This window comes from Ruegeria sp. BHSB058 (assembly GCF_059613285.1).
In genome coordinates this window covers 53,243-72,106 of record NZ_JBXWSF010000001.1, presented here as the reverse complement: position 1 = coordinate 72,106, position 18,864 = coordinate 53,243, and the positions used below count along the sequence as shown (strand labels likewise).

19 protein-coding genes are annotated in these 18,864 nt (G+C 61.6%); 10 read left to right on the top strand and 9 right to left on the bottom strand.

What is annotated here, in order from left to right:
- Complete coding sequence (locus AC2FNB_RS00355) at positions 1-1,068, top strand: 5-(carboxyamino)imidazole ribonucleotide synthase (RefSeq protein WP_496743752.1); 1,068 nt, start codon at positions 1-3, stop codon at positions 1,066-1,068.
- Positions 1,069-1,111: 43 nt separating this feature from the next.
- Here AC2FNB_RS00355 and AC2FNB_RS00350 read toward each other — a convergent pair whose 3' ends face one another.
- The 5 genes from AC2FNB_RS00350 to AC2FNB_RS00330 all read right to left on the bottom strand — a co-directional run bounded on the left by AC2FNB_RS00350 (position 1,112) and on the right by AC2FNB_RS00330 (position 6,270).
- The gene (locus tag AC2FNB_RS00350) at positions 1,112-2,263 is read right to left on the bottom strand and encodes an alpha-D-ribose 1-methylphosphonate 5-triphosphate diphosphatase (protein WP_496743750.1); all 1,152 of its coding nucleotides are present in this window, start codon (positions 2,261-2,263) and stop codon (positions 1,112-1,114) included.
- Complete coding sequence (locus AC2FNB_RS00345; RefSeq protein ID WP_496743748.1) at positions 2,260-3,036, bottom strand: alpha/beta fold hydrolase; 777 nt, start codon at positions 3,034-3,036, stop codon at positions 2,260-2,262. Before AC2FNB_RS00345 ends, AC2FNB_RS00350 begins: the two co-directional genes overlap by 4 nt.
- Before the next feature lie 38 nt (positions 3,037-3,074).
- Positions 3,075-3,917 (bottom strand): DMT family transporter, encoded by an 843-nt coding sequence (locus AC2FNB_RS00340; protein ID WP_496743746.1) that lies wholly within the window; start codon positions 3,915-3,917, stop codon positions 3,075-3,077.
- Between the two features lie 362 nt (positions 3,918-4,279).
- Entirely contained in the window at positions 4,280-5,920 is a 1,641-nt protein-coding gene (gene groL, locus AC2FNB_RS00335; RefSeq protein WP_496743744.1) for a chaperonin GroEL, read from the bottom strand.
- Between the two features lie 62 nt (positions 5,921-5,982).
- Positions 5,983-6,270, bottom strand: a complete 288-nt coding sequence (locus AC2FNB_RS00330) for a co-chaperone GroES (protein ID WP_170614752.1) — start codon at positions 6,268-6,270, stop codon at positions 5,983-5,985.
- Between the two features lie 261 nt (positions 6,271-6,531).
- Between AC2FNB_RS00330 and AC2FNB_RS00325 the strand changes: the two genes are divergently transcribed.
- Positions 6,532-7,437, top strand: a complete 906-nt coding sequence (locus AC2FNB_RS00325) for an alpha/beta fold hydrolase (RefSeq protein WP_496743742.1) — start codon at positions 6,532-6,534, stop codon at positions 7,435-7,437.
- Positions 7,438-7,577: 140 nt separating this feature from the next.
- Here the strand turns inward: AC2FNB_RS00325 and AC2FNB_RS00320 are convergent, their stop codons facing one another.
- Positions 7,578-8,579 (bottom strand): AraC family transcriptional regulator, encoded by a 1,002-nt coding sequence (locus AC2FNB_RS00320; protein WP_496743740.1) that lies wholly within the window; start codon positions 8,577-8,579, stop codon positions 7,578-7,580.
- 113 nt (positions 8,580-8,692) lie between these two features.
- Here AC2FNB_RS00320 and AC2FNB_RS00315 point away from each other — a divergent pair, with 113 nt between their 5' ends.
- Positions 8,693-9,082 carry an antibiotic biosynthesis monooxygenase gene (locus tag AC2FNB_RS00315; RefSeq protein ID WP_496743738.1) on the top strand — a complete coding sequence of 130 codons (390 nt, stop codon included), beginning with the start codon at positions 8,693-8,695 and terminating at the stop codon, positions 9,080-9,082.
- Between the two features lie 229 nt (positions 9,083-9,311).
- Here the strand turns inward: AC2FNB_RS00315 and AC2FNB_RS00310 are convergent, their stop codons facing one another.
- On the bottom strand, positions 9,312-9,986 hold the full coding sequence (locus AC2FNB_RS00310; RefSeq protein ID WP_496743793.1) for a DUF2161 domain-containing phosphodiesterase: 675 nt from the start codon (positions 9,984-9,986) through the stop codon (positions 9,312-9,314).
- A 103-nt stretch (positions 9,987-10,089) separates the two neighbouring features.
- Here AC2FNB_RS00310 and AC2FNB_RS00305 point away from each other — a divergent pair, with 103 nt between their 5' ends.
- From AC2FNB_RS00305 to AC2FNB_RS00275, 7 genes are all read left to right on the top strand, one after another.
- Positions 10,090-11,073 carry a TraB/GumN family protein gene (locus AC2FNB_RS00305; protein ID WP_496743736.1) on the top strand — a complete coding sequence of 328 codons (984 nt, stop codon included), beginning with the start codon at positions 10,090-10,092 and terminating at the stop codon, positions 11,071-11,073.
- A gap of 21 nt (positions 11,074-11,094) precedes the next feature.
- A complete protein-coding gene (locus AC2FNB_RS00300) occupies positions 11,095-12,078 on the top strand; it encodes a TraB/GumN family protein (protein WP_496743734.1) in 984 nt (327 codons plus the stop codon).
- A gap of 109 nt (positions 12,079-12,187) precedes the next feature.
- Positions 12,188-13,108 (top strand): manganese-dependent inorganic pyrophosphatase, encoded by a 921-nt coding sequence (locus AC2FNB_RS00295; protein WP_480749529.1) that lies wholly within the window; start codon positions 12,188-12,190, stop codon positions 13,106-13,108.
- Positions 13,109-13,334: 226 nt separating this feature from the next.
- Positions 13,335-13,709: a hypothetical protein gene (locus AC2FNB_RS00290; protein WP_480749530.1), complete on the top strand. Its 375-nt coding sequence runs from the start codon at positions 13,335-13,337 to the stop codon at positions 13,707-13,709.
- 252 nt (positions 13,710-13,961) lie between these two features.
- Entirely contained in the window at positions 13,962-14,837 is an 876-nt protein-coding gene (locus AC2FNB_RS00285) for a TIGR01459 family HAD-type hydrolase (protein WP_496743731.1), read from the top strand.
- A 102-nt stretch (positions 14,838-14,939) separates the two neighbouring features.
- Positions 14,940-15,383 carry a MaoC family dehydratase gene (locus AC2FNB_RS00280; RefSeq protein ID WP_480749532.1) on the top strand — a complete coding sequence of 148 codons (444 nt, stop codon included), beginning with the start codon at positions 14,940-14,942 and terminating at the stop codon, positions 15,381-15,383.
- 69 nt (positions 15,384-15,452) lie between these two features.
- A complete protein-coding gene (locus tag AC2FNB_RS00275; protein WP_480749533.1) occupies positions 15,453-17,162 on the top strand; it encodes an adenylate/guanylate cyclase domain-containing protein in 1,710 nt (569 codons plus the stop codon).
- 32 nt (positions 17,163-17,194) lie between these two features.
- Here the strand turns inward: AC2FNB_RS00275 and AC2FNB_RS00270 are convergent, their stop codons facing one another.
- Both AC2FNB_RS00270 and AC2FNB_RS00265 read right to left on the bottom strand, forming a co-directional pair.
- The gene (locus AC2FNB_RS00270) at positions 17,195-18,184 is read right to left on the bottom strand and encodes a methylenetetrahydrofolate reductase (protein WP_496743729.1); all 990 of its coding nucleotides are present in this window, start codon (positions 18,182-18,184) and stop codon (positions 17,195-17,197) included.
- Entirely contained in the window at positions 18,181-18,765 is a 585-nt protein-coding gene (locus AC2FNB_RS00265) for a methylenetetrahydrofolate reductase C-terminal domain-containing protein (RefSeq protein WP_496743727.1), read from the bottom strand. Before AC2FNB_RS00265 ends, AC2FNB_RS00270 begins: the two co-directional genes overlap by 4 nt.
- Positions 18,766-18,864: the final 99 nt, after the last annotated feature.

Below are 18,864 nucleotides of genomic sequence, written 5' to 3'. Positions count from 1 at the left end.
ATGACGGAAATGCTCGCCCCCGGTGCGACGATCGGAATTCTGGGCGGTGGTCAGTTGGGCCGGATGCTGTCGGTTGCTGCGGCGCGTCTGGGCTTTACCACCCATATTTTCGAGCCGGGTCAGAACCCGCCCGCGGGGCAGGTGGCCGACCGGGTGACAACCGCGCCTTATGATGACGCGGAGGCGCTGCAGGCGTTTGCCGACAGTGTCGATGTCATCACCTATGAGTTCGAGAACATCCCGACCGAAGCGCTGGATCTGCTGGAGGCGCACCGCCCGATCCGTCCCGGTCGCGAGGCGCTGCGTGTCAGTCAGGACCGCCTGATCGAGAAATCCTTTCTGCGTGATCTGGGCCTGCTGACCGCACCCTTTGCCGATGTCGCCGATCTGGACGATCTGCAGGCGGCGATTGCCGAAATTGGTACACCGGCCATTCTGAAAACCCGCCGCTTCGGCTATGACGGCAAGGGGCAGGCCCGGCTGCGTGCGCCCGAGGATGCCGAGGCCGCGCTGGCGGACATGGCCGGCGCGCCCTCAATCCTGGAAGGGTTCGTGGAGTTCAGCCATGAAGTGTCGGTCATCGCCGCGCGCGGGCTGGATGGCCAGGTTGCCTGTTTCGATCCGGGCGAGAACGTGCATCGCGACGGCATCCTGCACACCACCACGGTGCCTGCGCGCCTGTCACCGGCGCAACGCACCGATGCGGTGCTGCTGGCCGCCAACATCCTGAACGCGCTGGATTACGTCGGCGTCATGGGGGTCGAGTTGTTCGTGACGCCGCAGGGTCTGATCGTCAACGAAATCGCCCCGCGCGTGCACAATTCGGGCCACTGGACCCAGAACGGCTGTGCGGTGGACCAGTTCGAGCAGCATGTCCGCGCCGTCGCGGGCTGGCCACTGGGCGACGGCCAGCGCCACTCGGACGTGGTGATGGAGAACCTGATCGGCGCGGATATGGACCGGGTGTCGGATCTGGCCCGCGAGCGCGACGTGGCGATCCACCTTTATGGCAAGGCCGAGGTCAAGGCCGGGCGCAAGATGGGCCATTTCAACCGGATCACCCGCTGAGGGGTGCGGGAGCATTTTTCAAGATGAAGAAATGGCGGTTCGCCTACCGCAGGAACCGTGCAGCAATATCACCGGACATATAGCTGACGCGCCCGCCTGACAGGGTGGCGGCGACGCGGCGCGTGGTGGCATCCAGGATAACCAGATCGGCGCGTTTTCCGGGTGCCAGAGCGCCCCGGTCATCCAGGCCCAACACCCGCGCCGGACCGTCCGAGACCAGCGACCAGGCAGCGGCGAAATCCAGCACGCCTGTCGCCACCAGCATCAACGCCGCGCGGCGCGGGCTGGGATAGTGATAATCCGAGGCCAGCGCGTCGCACAGCCCCATCGCAATCAGTTCTACGGCGCTGGCATTGCCGTTATGCGAGCCTCCCCGCACCACGTTGGGCGCGCCCATGATCACATGGTCCCCGGCGGATTTGGCGGCCTCGGCGGCCTCGCGGGTTTCCGGAAATTCGGCGATGCTTGCGCCCCGGTCACGCCATTGCCCGCGGCCCTCGGCGGTGGCATCGTCGTGGCTGCCCATCCGCACCCCCTGCCCCGCCAGGCGGGCGCAAAGTGTTTCCAGCGCGGCGGGAACTTCGTCGCGGCGCGCATGCAGGCCCTGCATCAGTTCCAGATGGGCCTCGGGACTGCGCCCGGCCTTCAGCGCCTGCCCGGTCAGGCGCGGCGGCTTGCGCCCCTGCGCCAGCCGATCATGCGGCAGGTGGTCGTTGAAGACAACATAAGGGATGTTCCAGTCGGCCACGTAGTCGGGCAGTGTGGGATGATCGTCCAGCAAATGGGTTTCGAACCGCAATTGCGGGATCAGGCAGGTCACAACCTCGCCGCGGACCTGCATGATGGCGCGGAATACCTGGGCGGCGAAATCCGGCCCGCGCAGCCCGCCCTCCCAACTGTAGAACTGGGCCAGAACGGCGGTGGTGATCCCGTTTGCCGCAAGTTCGGCCTCGGCGGCAAGCACGCCTTCGTTCGTCTGTTTCATTGCGCCCCGGCGCGGCGCCAGGTGGCGTTCGAACCCGTCACCGTGCAGATCGACGATCCCGGGCAGGATCATGTATCCCGACAGGTCAACACATCGCCCGACCGGGTCATTGCAGATCACACCCTGGGCGATGCCAAGCTCTGCCTCGGTCAATCCTTCATCGGGCAGCAGCACCCGCGCGCCCTGTAACCGCAGATCCAGTGCCGTCATTGCGTCGACTCCGACCTGGGCTGGGTGCAATCCTGCCCGACGCAGATGTCGTCGATCACCTTGGCCACAGCCTCGGACCACGAAATCTCGGGACCGAAGCGCCCGAATTCGATGAAATGCAGCACCTGCGCCACCACGCGGGGATTGTTCATCATGAAGGTATGGGTGACCGGCAGCACGATATGATCGGCCATACCCTGAACCCTGGTACTGTCGATCGAGACCTTGCCGTCGTCGGGTCCTTCGATCAACGAAGAAAACAGCGGGTTCAGCGAGTTTCTGCCCGCGATCACGCCCAGGTCGAAATTCACCGGCGGCAGCTGGCGGGGCACGCTGTCCGGCCCGGTTCCCAGTGCCAGACCGGCGGGGCCGTTCAGCAGGCCGAACACTTCCCAGTCGCCAAGTTCGTCCACCAACTCGCTGCCCTGGTTGGGCGGCCCAAGCATGACGACGCGGCCAAGGTTTTCCGGCATGTGATCCTTCAGCCAATACCGGATCAGGATGCCACCCATCGAATGCGCCACGAAATGGGTTGTCTGGTCGCCGCATTCGGCCATTGCCGTAGGCAGGGTCTGGTTGGCCAGCTCGGGAATTGGCAGATCGGTCGAGGGGTATCCCGGGCGTACCACATCGTAACCGCGATGCAGCAAGAGCTGTTCCATCACCGCAAACGACGTCTCGGTCCGTGCCAGCCCGTGCAGCAGCACGACGCAATCGGCGCGCAGGGCCGCGGGCCAGAGCAGTAACAGGAACAGGAGCAGCAGATACCTCATGTCAGCCAGATAAGCCTATTTGGCGTGCAGGAAAAGCCTCAGCCCGCGCGACGCCGGGTTACCGCCAGCGCAATCCCGCCCAGAACCAGCGCCGTGCCGGCGGTCAGCTTCCAGCTGAGCGTCTCGCCCAGCAGCAGAACGCCCGCGAGTATCGCGATCACCGGCACGCTCAGCTGTGCGGTGGCGGCGACCGGCGCGGCCAGACCGGGCAGGACGCGGTACCACAACGCATAACCCAGCCCGGATGTCACCGCCCCCGACAGGATCGCCAACAGATACCCCGGCAGGGCCATGCCCCAGCCCCCGCCCAGCGCGAGAATGGCGAGGGCCGTCACCGGCAGGGCGATGATGAAATTGGCGCCTGTCCCGGCCAGCGCATCCGGCTCGCTGCGCCCGGCCAGTGAATAAGCCCCCCAGCCCACGCCTGCGGCGATCATCAGGGCCGCCCCGCCGGGGTCGACCCGAACCGCGCCCGTTGGCCACAGGATATAGGCCAGCCCGCCAAAGGCGATGCCCGCGCCGGCCAGCTGCCGCGCCGTGGGCGGCGTGCCGGAAATGGTGGTGGCGGCAAACATGGTGATCTGCACCACCCCGAACAGGATCAGCGCTCCGACCCCGGCATCCAGCGTCAGATAGGCGGTCGAAAACCCGATCATGTAGAGCGACAGCGACCCCGCCCCGACAATCCGCCGGCGCGAGAGCAAGGGCAGCCCGCCGCCCTTCAGATGCACCAGAACCGCCAGCGTGACCGCCCCTGCCAGCACCCGGACCACGGCAAATCCGCCCGGCTCGCTGGCGCCGATGTCGATGGCCATGCGGTTGAGGATCGAGTTCGCGGCAAACGCGACCATGGTCAGAGCGGTCAGGAGAAACAGCTTCATCTCAACCGCATAGCGCGTTCGCGCCCGTTTGAATACTCACTTTTCTGCCGGTTCGGTATCGAACGCCCCGGGATGGATCGGCGTTTTCTCCAGATATTCTCCTGATACCGGAATACCAAACGCTCGGCCGCTTTTCGCGGCGCAACGCTCAGGCCGGGATCCGATCCGATGACCTTCGCGCAAGTGCCGCTTCTTTCTGGTCCCAAATACCCTCGCCGAAGGCAGGCCCGCATAGCGGGCCTTTGAACGAAACCGGGGCCGCCCAAAGGGCGACCCCGAAACATCTGGCCGGGTTCCGGGCAGATTGGCCTTAGGGCCAATCGCCTGTCTTCCCAAGCGGAATTTCCTTGCGGAAATCCGGCTTACATCATGCCGCCCATGCCGCCCATGTCGGGCATGCCGCCACCTGCCGGTGCGTCTTTCTGCGGCTTGTCGGCCACCATCGCTTCGGTGGTGATCAGCAGACCGGCAACCGATGCGGCGTCTTCCAGAGCGGTCCGGACAACCTTGGCCGGGTCGATCACGCCGAACGAGAACATGTCGCCATATTCCTCGGTCTGCGCGTTGAAGCCGAAGGCCGGGTCGTTCGACTCGCGCACCTTGCCTGCAACCACGGCGCCGTCGACGCCTGCGTTCTCGGCGATCTGGCGCAGCGGCGCTTCGATGGCCTTGCGCACGATGTTGATGCCTGCGGTCTGGTCGGGGTTCGCACCTTCCAGATCGATCAGAACCTTGCCGGCCTGAACCAGAGCGACACCGCCGCCCACGACAACGCCTTCCTGAACGGCCGCGCGGGTTGCGTTCAGAGCATCGTCCACACGGTCCTTGCGCTCTTTCACTTCGACTTCGGTCATGCCGCCGACGCGGATCACGGCAACGCCGCCTGCCAGTTTGGCAACACGTTCCTGCAGCTTTTCGCGGTCGTAGTCAGAGGTGGTTTCCTCGATCTGGGTGCGGATCTGTGCAACGCGTGCTTCGATCTCGGCCTTCTCGCCAGCGCCGTCAACGATGGTGGTCTCGTCCTTGGAGATCGAGATTTTCTTGGCGGTGCCCAGCATGTCCATGGTCACGGACTCGAGCTTCATGCCCAGATCTTCCGAGATCACCTGGCCACCGGTCAGGATCGCGATGTCCTGCAGCATGGCCTTGCGGCGATCGCCGAAGCCCGGTGCCTTGACGGCTGCGATTTTCAGGCCGCCGCGCAGCTTGTTGACCACCAGGGTCGCCAGCGCTTCGCCTTCGACGTCCTCGGCGATGATCAGCAGCGGTTTCTGCGACTGGATCACCTGCTCGAGCAGCGGAACCATCGGCTGCAGCGACGAGAGCTTCTTCTCGTGCAGCAGGATCATGCAGTCTTCCAGCTCGGCGACCATCTTGTCGGCGTTGGTCACGAAGTAGGGCGACAGATAGCCGCGATCAAACTGCATGCCTTCGACGACATCGGTCTCGGTTTCCAGACCTTTGTTTTCCTCGACGGTGATGACACCTTCGTTGCCGACCTTCTGCATCGCGTCAGCGATCTGGCGGCCGATTTCGGCTTCGCCGTTGGCCGAGATGGTGCCGACCTGAGCGACTTCGTCCGAGTCGGTGACGTCACGGGCAGCAGCCTTGATGCCTTCGACAACCTTGTGGGTCGCCAGGTCGATGCCGCGCTTGAGGTCCATCGGGTTCAGACCGGCAGCAACCTGCTTGAGGCCTTCCTTGACGATGGCCTGGGCCAGAACGGTTGCGGTGGTGGTGCCGTCGCCGGCTTCGTCATTGGTGCGCTGGGCGACTTCTTTCACCATCTGCGCGCCCATGTTTTCGAACTTGTCTTCCAGTTCGATTTCCTTGGCAACCGAAACACCGTCCTTGGTGATGCGCGGTGCGCCGAACGACTTGTCCAGCACCACGTTGCGGCCTTTGGGGCCCAGGGTCACTTTCACGGCGTCAGCCAGAATGTTGACACCCTTGAGCATCTTGTTGCGGGCATCGGTCGTAAACTTGACGTCCTTAGCAGCCATGTTCTTTCTCCTTGAGAGATAAATACGTGTTGAAGCGTTGAAAGATCAGAGAGGCGGGCGCCTTACTCGATGATCCCCATGATGTCGCTTTCCTTCATCATCAGCAGCTCTTCGCCACCGACATTGACCTCGGTGCCCGACCATTTGCCGAACAGGATCTTGTCACCGGCTTTGACAGCCATTGCGATCAGTTCGCCGCTGTCCTTGCGCGCGCCTTCGCCGGTCGCGACGACTTCGCCTTCGCTGGGCTTTTCTTTTGCACTGTCGGGGATGATCAGTCCGCCTGCGGTTTTCTCTTCGCTTTCCACGCGGCGAACCAGCACACGGTCATGAAGCGGTTTCAATGCCATCTTTGCAGCTCCTTGGGCTCAAAGGTTGTTTTTCCTCCCCCCGCCTCAATGGCGGGAGCGTTATCACTCATAGTCGTCGAGTGCTAACGACGAATAGCTAGGCAGGAAAAAACCGGCTGTCAACAAGCTGGATGAATTTTTTTCGACATGGCGAACACAGGCGCCGTCGGCTCCGGGTTTGACTTCGGGCCAACCGCACATAGGGTGGGAATGGCCGTGCCTCAAGAGCAGATCGCAGAGATATGGCCGACGGGGGACGAAATGCAGATCAAAGCGAATGGTATCGCACTGGAAGTCGAACAATGCGGCCCCGGCGATGGCACGCCACTGGTCCTGATCCGTGGCCAGGGCAGCCAGCTGGTTCATTGGCCGGACGAGCTGATCGGAGGGTTTGCCGACGCGGGCTTTCGCACGATTCTGTTCGACAACCGCGATGTCGGGCTGTCCCAGCGCTGTCCGGCGCCCGAAGCTCCGGGCGAAGCAGATGCGATTCTGGATCTGCTGCGGCAAGGCGGCGATCTGCCCAAACCCTTTGGGATCACCGACATGGCGGCGGATGTCGTCGGCCTGATGGGCGCGCTTGGCATTGCCCGCGCGCATGTGTTCGGCATTTCGATGGGCGGCGCGATCCTGCAGCGGCTGTGCATCGACCACCCCGACCGTTTGCTGAGCGCCACAATGGTCATGACGACCTGCCGCCCTTTCGCCGAACGCGCAGGCCGTGATGGGGCGGCGATGCTGGCGCTGGCGGAAAAACTGCTGGTGCGGCCCCGCACGCTGGAGCAGTATCTTAACGATCAGGTCGACGAGCATCGCCTGTGGGGCAGCCCCGGCTATCCCATGGCCGAGGACGACATTCGCGCCATGGCCGCCCGCGCCTATGCCCGCGGTGTCGACGATCAGGGCATGAATCGCCAGGTTCTGGCCATCGCCAACGCATGCGACCGGCGCACCGCGCTGCAAGCGGTCGCCCTGCCCTGTCTCGTCATCCACGGCACCCACGACGAACTGGTTCCCCTGGAATTGGGCGAGGAAGTGGCCGCCTGCATTCCCGGCAGCGAGTTGCATGCCATCAACGGCATGGGGCACATCATCACCCCCGCCCTGTCGCCGCTGATCGTGAACCTGGTGGCAGACTTCATCTCACGACAGTCGCCTGGGGCTTAGGCCCCAAAGCGCCTGTGCCAGCCACGTTCAGAAGAGACCGCGTCGCCAAACCGTTTTGGTTCGTTGTGCGGGACGAAACTTCCGATCAACCAATTCAAATCGATGTCCGCTTTTCACTTTCAGAGTTTGAATATCCTCAGCTACGCATGGTCCGATCTGAATTTTTTTGGAGTCTGGCCGGTCCAGCGCTTAAATGCTCGTGTCAGCGCGCTTTGGTCAGAATAACCAAGGAAAAAAGCGATCTCGGTTAGAGACATGCTTCCGGACGAGACAAGGTTCCGAGCCTGATTTTCGCGCACCTCATCGACAAGCCGGGTGAATGTCATATCGCGTTCCTCAAGACGCCTTTGCAATGTACGAGTGCTGACCGCAAGCGCTTGGGCGATAGCGCTGATATCTGGTTCTCCATCCCCCAATACACGCATGATTTCTTGTTGCGCCTGCGTTACCAGATCATCGGGGTGCGGACGCATCGAATTGAGGTGTGACGCGTGGTCCGAAAGCACCTCAAACAGACCCTGATCGCCGGTTGCGAGTGGACGGTTCCAGTCTTGCTCCCGGATAGAAAGCCGCGCTGTCTCGCCGGAGAAGCTGACCTCGCTTCGAAAATATCCGCGATAAAAGGCCGGGTCGCCAGCTGGTGCATGAAGAAATTCAACTTTCCGGGGTGTCCAGTCAGGACCGAGCATCCGTCGAAATCGCTCTGTGACCACGGTGAAAGTGATCTCAACAGCGGGAAAAGGCACAGGCCCGATCATGGGCTTAAGCGCTAAGTGATGCCCGAAATCGTCTTCACCAATCTCGAAATTGAGCCATGTGTTGATGAGCCGGAAATGCTCAACAAACCGGGCCAGTCCTTCGCCGGGGGTTGAGGCGGCCAGCAGCAGATAATCTATCGTCTTGTATGAACCGTGCACCGCGCGAATACCGGCGTCCATCGCAAGATAGGGATTGCGGGTTTCGCGATAGGCGATCTCCCAAAAAGCTTTCATGACGTCCAACGTCACTTCGCCATCCGGGTCGTGGGCCACGTCGGATGGAATGCCAGCCTGATCCAACAATGTCTCGGAGGAAATGCCGACTTCCTCGGCAGCCTTCAAGACAGCGCGGACAGTCGCCGTCGTATTTCGATGTTCCTGCATCAGCAAGAGATATCAACGGGTTGCTGCGCTGTCAAAAATTTGGCGCGTGAGGTCGAGATCGAAATTTCCTGTTTGAGCAATATACGATTGTCGGTTCACACAGGAGAAGTAATATGACCACGCTTTCGAAAAAAACCGCCCCCGCAGCAGCCGTCGTCGCATCCGTGGCCGCCGCTTCGTCGGTGGCGCAAGAAGCCTACCCGCTGGACAATCTGGGATATGTCGTTCAATTCGTCCGCTTCGAAAGCTCGCTCGCCCGTGAAGACGTTCTAGCCGCCGCAAACGAACGCCGACCGTTATTCGAGGCGATGCCGGGACTGGTTCAAAAATACTACCTCGAACTTGATGAGCCCAATTCCTATGGCGGCATCTACATCTGGGAAAGCAAGGAAGCGATGGCGGCCTTTCGTGAAACAGACATTTTCAAAGGTATCCCTGCTGCATATGGCATCGCGTCGCAGCCGCAAGTAGACATCATCCCGGTGCTGTTTCCACTCAGGTGAATTGACCACTTCTTTTTTTGCTGGCGACTCAGCCCCCAGCTACAACGTTTCGACATGGTCGTTGCAACTCATGTCTAAAAACCGATGAGTAACGTCGCGCGCCTCAGTAATCTTAGATCGCCAATGCTGACGTTGGTACCAAATGCAGCATCGGTAGAAATGGGCTCAAAGCCGACCAACGCCTTTTCACAACATGGCCCCAAAATTGCAGACCGGCCTGCGCTGCCGGTCAGCTGTCTTGCTCCCAACTATAGGCCCAGTGCCGGAGGCCCTCCCGGCCCGCTTCGGTCAGGCGGTAGACACCGGTCGCAACCTTCTCGAACCAGCCATAGTGATTGTCGCGCATGATCCGCGTCGCCGGGGCGACCCCGGTTGCCCTGGCAACGTCGGCCCCCTTGGCGGCGCCGTTCTCGGCCAGATGCGCGGCACAGCGCAGCGCGTCCTGGCGATAGGCCGTGACGATGCCGTGACGGGTCGCACCGCCCGAGTTGGGATCGCCCTGCAGCCGGTCGAACTCGCGCAATAGCCCTGCGGTGCGTTTGGCAGACTTGCGAGGGGCGTAGGGGCCGGGGTCGCAATGCACCTCTGCCCGGCCGTCGGGACGGACGGTGATCAGGCCCAGCCCCAGACGGCGGCACAGGTTCAGGTTGTCCCGCAGGGCGCGCCGCGCGGTTCTCCCGCTGGGCCGGACGACCGCCACGTAAACCTGTTCGGACAGCCTGAGCCGGGCGACAGCCTGATGGAACAGCGACAGGGAAAACCGCAGTTTCAGCTCGACGATCACCGGCGGTTCACCCGCGCGGCAGGCAACGACGTCGGCGGCGCCAACCTCGCCCTTCACCTCGTAACCCTGCCGTTCCAGCAAGGCCTTGATCGGGGAATAGAGATCCTGCTCGCGCTCCATGTCACATGCTTGCCCCAAACCGGCGCGTTGCACAATTTGCATTTGCGGCCCCTTGCGACCACGGGCCACAATGGACCCAACCGACCGCACCCGGAGAGACATCATGATTCGCGCCCTTTTTGCCCTGATGCTGATGCTCTCGGCATCCGTGGCGCAGGCGCGGTGCACCGGAAGCGACCTGCGGGATCGTCTGACCCCGACATATGAGCAGCGTCTGCAACAGGAAATCCGCAAGGTTCCCTTTGCCTATGGCAACCACTGGGTTGCCACGCGGGGCGAGCGACGCATTCACGTGATCGGCACGCAGCACAACGGCGACAGCCGCATGCGGCGGGTCATGCGCAACCTGCGTCCGGTCATCCGGTCGGCCGACGTGGTGCTGCTGGAGGTAACGACCGCCGAGATAAGACAGCTCGATGACGTGCTGCAAAGCAATCCCGGCCTCCTGCTCATTCCGCGCGGCCCGACGCTGGCAGACATGATGTCGGCTGAGGACTGGAGCATGCTGAAGCTGCGGATGCTGCCCGAGGGTCTGGACCCCAAGGTGCTGGCCCGGCTGCAGCCATGGTACATTTCGCTGACCCTGTCGCGCTCGGGCTGTGGCGGGCGCGGCATCGCCGCCTATGCCGGGCTGGATGAACGGATCGAACGCATGGCCCTTCGCAGCGGTGTCCGCGTCGCATCGCTCGAACGGGTGGGCGACGGTATGCGCGCGCTGTCGGATCAGCCGGTGCGCGACCAGTTGCGCCTGTTGGAGCTGGATATCAAAAGCTCGCTCAACTATGACGATCAGGTCGTCACGCTGGGCAACGCCTATTTCGACGAACGGCTGGCCGAGGCCATGCTGATCCAGAAATGGACGCTGTACCGCGACATCGACATCCCGCGCCGCGAAGTCACGCGCCTGTTGCAGCAATATGACCGACGGATTCTGGCCGGCCGCAACCGGGCATGGCTGCCGGTGATCCTGAACGCCAGGGGAAAGACGGTTGTGGTCGCCGTCGGGGCGGGGCATCTTGCCGGACAACAAGGGGTTTTGAACCTGCTCCAGAACAACGGATATACCCTGACCCGCGCCGAATTCTGAATTTCAACAATGGATGATTTCATGCGTCTGCTGCTTGCATTTGTAATTTCCTGCCTGTTGCCGGCGACGGCTTTTGCCGCATGCGAAGGGCGTGATCTGCGGCTGGACCTGACCGCCGGGGACCGTGCCGCGCTGGATGCCGAGCTGGCGGAAATTCCTTTTGCCGAGGGCAACCACTGGATCGCGCGCAAGGATGGAACGACCCTGCATCTGGTCGGAACGTTGCACACCAGCGACCCGCGGATGGACGCGATCGTCGATCGGCTGACCCCCGCACTGTCGCAGGCCGATGCGTTCTGGTTCGAGGTCAAGAAAACCGACATGGAGGCGTTCGAACAGGGGCTGGCCACCGATTTCAGCCCGGTCCTGATCACCTCGGGGCCGACCCTGATCGACCTGTTGGACGACGAAAGCTGGGCCGCGCTATCCAACCGTCTGGCGGAACGCGGCATTGCAAGCTGGATGGCGGCCAAGATGAAGCCGTGGTTTCTGAGCATGATGCTGGGTATCCCGCCCTGCATCGTCAAAACCCCCGGCGCCGACCGGGGCATGGATCAGCGGCTGACCGAACTGGCCGAGGCGCATGACATCCCGCAGCACTCGCTGGAACAGGTCAGCGACCTGATCGCGATTTTCGAAAGCCACCCGATCGAGGAACAGGCGCAATCCATCGTCCGGATGGCCGACGCGTTCGAGGCCGGGGACGACCACATGGTCACGATGGCCAATGCGTATATGGAGGAACGGCACGCCGAGATTCTGCTGGTCGCGCGCCTGCTGGGGCAAGAGACGTCCGAGATTGCACAGGACGAATTCGACAAGGAATGGGCAACCTTCGAGGACCAGCTTGTCGTGCAGCGCAACCGGAACTGGCTGACCCATATCCTGGGCATTCAGGGCCAGACCGCAGTCATCGCCGTAGGTGCCGGCCACCTCGCCGGAGAAGAGGGGTTGCTTCACCAGCTCGAACAGGCCGGCTATGATCTGCAGCGCGCCGAATTCTGACATCTGAGCGCCGGATCAGACCAACCGTCGCATGCCGCGTTCTGCCGGGTGACAAGCCGATGTGACCGCCCTATAAGGCGCGCAAATTTCCAATTCGCAGGACGCTGACATGACCACCCAAGTATTTGGCCACAAATCCCCCGACACCGACTCGACCGGTTCGCCCATCGTCTGGGCCTGGTACCTGAACGAGGTCAAGGGCGTCGCCGCAACCCCGGTTCTGCTGGGCGAGCCCAACACCGAGGCCGCGTTCATGCTGCAGCGCTGGAACCTCGACAAACCGGCCATCATCGCCGATGTCGAAGATGGCGCGCCAGTCGTGATCGTTGACACCAACAACCCCGCCGAGTTGCCCGCCAACATCAACGGTGCCGACATCCGCGCCATCGTCGATCACCACAAGCTGGTCGGCGGTCTGGAAACCAAGGGTCCGATCGACATCACCGTGCGCCCGCTGGCCTGCACCGCCACCATCATGATCGACCTGATGGGCGACGATGCCGACAAGATGCCCGAGGCGATCAAGGGTGCGGCGCTGACCTGCATCCTGTCCGACACGCTGGAGTTCCGCTCGCCCACCACCACCGACCACGACAGGGCAGTGGCCGAGAAACTGGCCGTCGATCTGGGACTCGACATCCCGGCCTATGCCGCTGAAATGTTCGCGGCCAAGTCGGACGTATCGTCGTTCTCGGATGCCGAACTGATCCGCATGGACAGCAAAGAATACGAGGTTGACGGAACCAAGTTCCGCGTCTCGGTTCTGGAAACCACCGCGCCGGGCGTGGTGCTGGACCGCAAGGCCAGCCTGACCGACTCGATGGTCGAGGTCGCCAAGGAAGATGGCGTCGATCAGGTGCTGCTGTTCGTGGTGGACATCCTGAACGAAGAGGCGACGCTGCTGGTGCCCAACGATCTGGTCAAGGGCGTGGCCGAGAAAAGCTTTGGCGCCACTGTCGATGGCGACGCCGTTGTTCTGCCCGGCATCATGAGCCGCAAAAAGCAGATCATTCCGAATCTCAAGGTCTGATCCCATCGCATCGCTGCGCGAAAGGCGCCCGACCGGGCGCCTTTCTTCTTCGCCTTTTGCGAACATTCTCGGTTGTTTTATCGATAGACTGCAATTCCGGCGCGTTAGTTATTGTCGCCGGAGAAGCCAGGATTTGTCAGCTCAACTTGTTCAGATCATTGCAAAAAGATGGCATGTGTGCAAAACGGTCCGCACACGCATAATTGGAAATTGAAAGGCGTAATTCGTGCTAAAGAATATCATTCTCACCGGCTTTCTGATGGTGCCGCTGGCCGCATGTGCAACTTGGGAAACAAGCAATATCGACAACAATCCGCCTGAGGCCGCCGTCGCCGCGATCACCCCGGGCGAAGTCCATCTGACCAGCGCCGCTTTTGACCCGGCCACACAGACAAAGATCTCGGATCTAAAAGTTTCGGTCAACAAGACAACGGCCTTCCATCCGGAGCCGACCGTTGAGCATGTGGAACAGAAGCTGCGCGAGGAAGCGGCAAAGATTGGTGCGGATACCGTTGTCGATACCAAGATTACCGGTGTGAAGGTCACACCCTTCAGCTGGGGCACCCGAGTTGGAACCGGAACCGCTGTTCGTGTCCAATAGAGGCTACGGAAATCCGGTCAATTCGACAGCTTGACCAAGCATTGCCCGGACCATGCCAAACCCGTAAAAGACGCCGCTCGGCGTCTTTTTTTCCGGCGTAATACCCTCAACCCGATCCCGGACCGCCGTTCGACCGGACCAGGGCGGATGTTGGGCAATTCCGACAACGTTCCCGACGCCCAGACAAGCAGCATGGTCAATGCCCGTCAGTTGGGGCATAACCGCCATAAACGCACAGGACATCAAGGCCCCATGACACAGATCATTCATTCGCTTTCCGAAATTTCCGACCGGTACAAGGCTCTGTTCGTCGATCTGTGGGGTTGTGTTCACAATGGCATCACTGCCTTTCCCGAAGCAGTCACGGCGCTGAAGGATTTCCGCGCGGCGGGCGGCAAGGTGGTTCTGGTGACCAACTCGCCAAAACCCCGGGCCGGTGTCGCGGTGCAGTTGGGGCATTTCAACGTGCCGGACGATTGCTATGACACCATCGCCACCAGCGGCGACTCGGCGCGGTCGGCAATGTTTCTGGGGGCGGTCGGTCACAAGGTCTATTTCATGGGGGAATGGCAGCGCGACGAGGGGTTTTTTGAGCCGCTGAAGCTGTTGGACCATCCCATTCACATCGACCGGGTCCCGCTGGACGAGGCCGAAGGCATCGTCTGCTGCGGCCCGTTCGATCCCATGGCAGATCCGGACGTGAACCGCCCCGATTTCCTTTTTGCCAAGCAGAAGGGGCTCAAGTTGCTCTGCGCCAACCCCGATATCGTCGTCGACCGGGGCGAGGTGCGCGAATGGTGCGCGGGCGCTTTGGCGCGGCTTTACACCGAGATGGGCGGCGAGAGCCTCTATTTCGGAAAACCTCACCCGCCAATCTATGATCTGGCCCGCCGCAGGCTGGCGGCGCTGGGTACCGATATCCCCGATTCCGACATTCTTGCTATCGGTGACGGCCCCGCCACCGACATCGCCGGCGCAATGGGTGAAGGCATCGATTCCCTGTTCATCACGGGCGGTCTGGCTGCATCCGAGACAAAAACATCGGTCCACCCTCATCATGAATCTCTAATGGACTATATAAAAAGGGAAAAAATGGAACCGACCTATTCAATCGGACGTTTGCGCTAGCGGAATTAGGGGTTGATTTTCTGCGACTGCGAAGTAATAAAGTTGCTCATCACCGGTCGGAAGTAACGTTTTGTTGCCCGACCATGGCATTGAGAGGGCGACATGTTGGACAATCTTCCGCGCGGAACCATCTGCATCGAGGACATCGAAATGGGCATGACCCGTCACCTGCGCAAAGTGGTGACGGACGAGGATATCGAGATGTTCGCCCAGGTTTCGACCGACCGCAATCCGGTGCATCTGGACGACGACTATGCCCGGGACACGATCTTTGAAGGCCGTATTGCGCATGGCATGCTGACCGCCGGACTGATCTCGGCGGTGATCGGCGAGCAGTTGCCCGGCCACGGCACCGTTTACATGGGCCAGACCCTGAAATTCCTGGCCCCCGTCCGCCCCGGCGACATGGTCTATGCCGAGGTCAAGGTAGTCGATATCGATATCTCAAAGCGCCGGGTCAAGCTGGACTGTCACTGTGCCGTTGACGGCAAGAAGGTGCTGGTTGGCGAGGCCATGGTTCTGGCCCCCTCGCGCAAATTCGACTGATCCCGGAACTTGGCCAAAACCTGCAAGTAAGTTACACTTTTCCCGTCGTCAATGCCGGCGGGAGGAGAGATGCAGCGTAGGCTAGCCACGATACTGGTCGGCGACATCGTTGGCTCCACCCGCCAGATGGAGCAGGACGAAGAGCGGGCTATTCGCAGTTTTTCGGATCGGCTTGCGGTGGTTTCCGAGACCGTAAACAAGCATGACGGGCGGGTTTTCAACCAGGCCGGCGATGCGGTCCTGGCCGAATTCCAGAGCCCGGTGAACGCGTTGCGGGCCGCGATGGCTGCGCGCGGAGCGATTAACGCGGCACAAAAATCGACCGTGTCGGACATGCGGTTTGGCCTGCATCTGGCGGATGTGGTGGACGTGGACGGAGACCTGCGCGGCGATGGCGTCAATATCGCGGCGCGCATTCAATCGGCGGCCGATCCGGGCGCAATTGACACCAGCCAGAGCCTGTTCGATCAGGTTCGCCGCAACTCGCCCTGTGTCTTCGACGATATCGGCGAGCGTCGGTTCAAGGGTATTTCAGAACCGATTCACGTGTTTCGCGTCCGGGAAGAAATCGTGCGTTTCCGGGGTCGGGCCAGCGAGCAGTTCAAGTTGGATGTGCACGCCAAACGCCCACATTCGATTGCGGTTCTGCCCCTGCTCTCGGCAAGTTCCGCCGATACCGACCAAAATACGCTTGCCGACGGGCTGACCGAGGATCTGATCCTGGACCTTGGTCGGATGAAACAGTTGTTCGTGGTATCGGCCACCGCCTCGATGGGTCTGTCCAATCGCGATCCTGTCGCGGCGGGCAATCTGTTGGGGGTCCGCTTCATTTTGACCGGCTCCATCCGGTCTTTGGGCTCGAAACTGCGGCTGAACCTCAATCTTGTCGAAACTGAGAACGGACAGGTTCTTTGGACCGACCGCATCCAACGCCCGTTCGATGAATTCGTCGACATGATGGAAGAGATCACCGCCCGTGTAACCGCAACAGTGACAGGGCGCGTTCTGGAAGCCGACACCCAAACCGCCCGCCAACGCCCGGCGAGTTCTTTGACGGCCTACGAATATTACCTGCGCGGGCTGGACTATCACCGCAGAGGGGGCGTCACCGATCAGAACGTTCACAAGGCCTTGCACTGGTTTGAAAAGGCGATCGAGACCGATCCGAACTTTGCCAAGGCTCAGGCCATGTGGGTGTGTTCGGCATCCGGATTGCCCGATTACGACTGGGGCGACGGGAGGCGGCGCACCGAACGGGCCTTGCAACTTGACCCAAACGACCCCGAGGCCAACCGCATCATGGGTTCGATCCTGATGCTGGAATACAAATTCGATGCCTCGCGCACCTATCACCGCAAGGCGATCGAGCTTGCTCCAAATGACGCGTATATCATTGGCCGGTGCGCGGCGTTTCATAACTTCGCAGGTGAACCGGAAACCGCCTTGTCGCTGCTGGACCGCGCCGGAGCACTCGATCCGTTCCTGCCTGCGTGGATCACCGAGGAAAGGATCGCGGCCCTTTATCATCTGCAAAGATACGACGACGTTCTGAGTGCCGCGCGCGACCTGCCCTTTCAGACGCGACGAAGCTTGTTGTACAAGGCCGCCTCGCGGGTCGCGTTGGGCGACACCCGGCAAGCCGTTGCAAACGTGGCCGACGCGTTGGGCCGTGATGCAGATCTGACTGTCGAATTCGTTCGCTTCAACGAATGCTACCAGAACCGCAGCATCGCGAAGACGCTGATAGACCGATTGCTGCAGGCGGGGCTGCCGAAATAGATCAGCGAATGATCCGGGCGCAAACCGGATTGCTATTTTTTGCGCGGCTTCGAGCGCCCTTTCAGAACCCCTGATTCAAGGATGATCTCGGAAACAAGGTGCTCACGGCGATAGGCCATCACGTGAACGCCCGACACGCCTGCGATTTCCTTGATCTGCTGAATCAGTTCGACACAGATTTTCTTGCCTTCTTCCGCCGGTTTGTCGGCCTTTTCCATCCGGTCGATGATGTCGTCGGGAATGTGGATGCCCGGCACGTTCGACCGCATCCAGCGCGCCGCCTTGGCCGAGGCCATCGGCCCCACCCCGGCGATGATGTAGACTTTTTTGTCCAGCCCTTCGTCGCGCACCCGCGACATGAATTTCTCGAACAGCGGGATGTCGTAGATATAGTTGGTCTGAATATACTCGGCCCCCGCCTCGACCTTTTTGGCCAGCCGGTTCGGGCGCCAGTCATAGGGCGGAATGCAGGGGTTTTCAGCAGCCCCCAGAAACAACTGCGGCGGCCGCGTGATCTTGCGGCCGGACAGGAACTTGCCCTGATCCCGCATGGTCCGGATCGTGCGCAACAGCGTCAACGAGTCGAAATCGAACACCGGTTTCGCCCCCGGCTGATCGCCGGTACCGACGCCATCCCCGGTCAGGCACAGCACGTTGCTGACACCCAGCGCCGCCGCGCCCAGAACGTCGCCCTGAATGGCGATGCGGTTCCGGTCGCGGCAGGAGATCTGATAGACCGGCGAATAGCCCGCGCGCGTCAGCAACGCGCATATCCCGATCGAAGACATATGGCAGTTCGCGCCCGACGCATCGGTTGCGTTGATCGCATCCGCCACCTCACCCAGCGGTTGGGCGGCCTGAAACACATCTTCGGGATCGGCGCTGTCAGGCGGGTTCAGCTCTGCCGTCACCGCGAAGCGGCCAGATCGCAAAACCCGTTCCAACCGGCTGTGCGAGACATATCCCTCGGGCACGGGAACATAGCCCGAAGGCTCCACATCCTTGGTGGATGGTGCGCTCATGTTCTGCCTCCCTGATGCGTCGTGGCGCGTGGTGGTTCCTCGGCCAGCGGCGCCGAGGACGGCTCGTTCTTGCGCGCCTCGGGAAAGGCCTGCGCCAGCGTCTGGCGCGCGGCATCGCGCGCCTCGCGCCGTTTGGAGGCAATCTCGCGGCTGACCCGCAACCACGACGACGACCCCTTCAGCGTGTGTTCGACCGGCGGCAGCACCTGCTTGATCTTTTCCGGGCCTTCTCGCATCCGGCTCGACCCGTCCCAGGCCAGCGCCCAGACGCATTTCATATCGGGCTTCACCTCGCAGAACGCGCCCGGCCTCACCCCGCCGCAAGGACCGTTGCGCAATTGCTTGGGGCAGTTCATCGGGCACGACATACCGGTCGAGGACAACACGCATTGCCCACACATCTTGCAATCGAACAGCAGGGTCTTGACGCCTTTTTCGACCAGTGCAATCGGGCGTTCGACGCGGTTATAGCCGATCTTGGCAAAGACCGGATCAAGCGCCACCATCCCTTGCTCGACGCGCTTGTAGACCCACTCGAAAAACCGAGCGTGGCGAATGGCGAATAGGCGCATTCTGTACATGAGGCACGACCTCAGGGTATGCCCGCGATCTCAAGGGACCGGAACCGAATACCTTTTTCCGACGGGCGGTTACATCAACCGGAGTTCCACTTTACACTT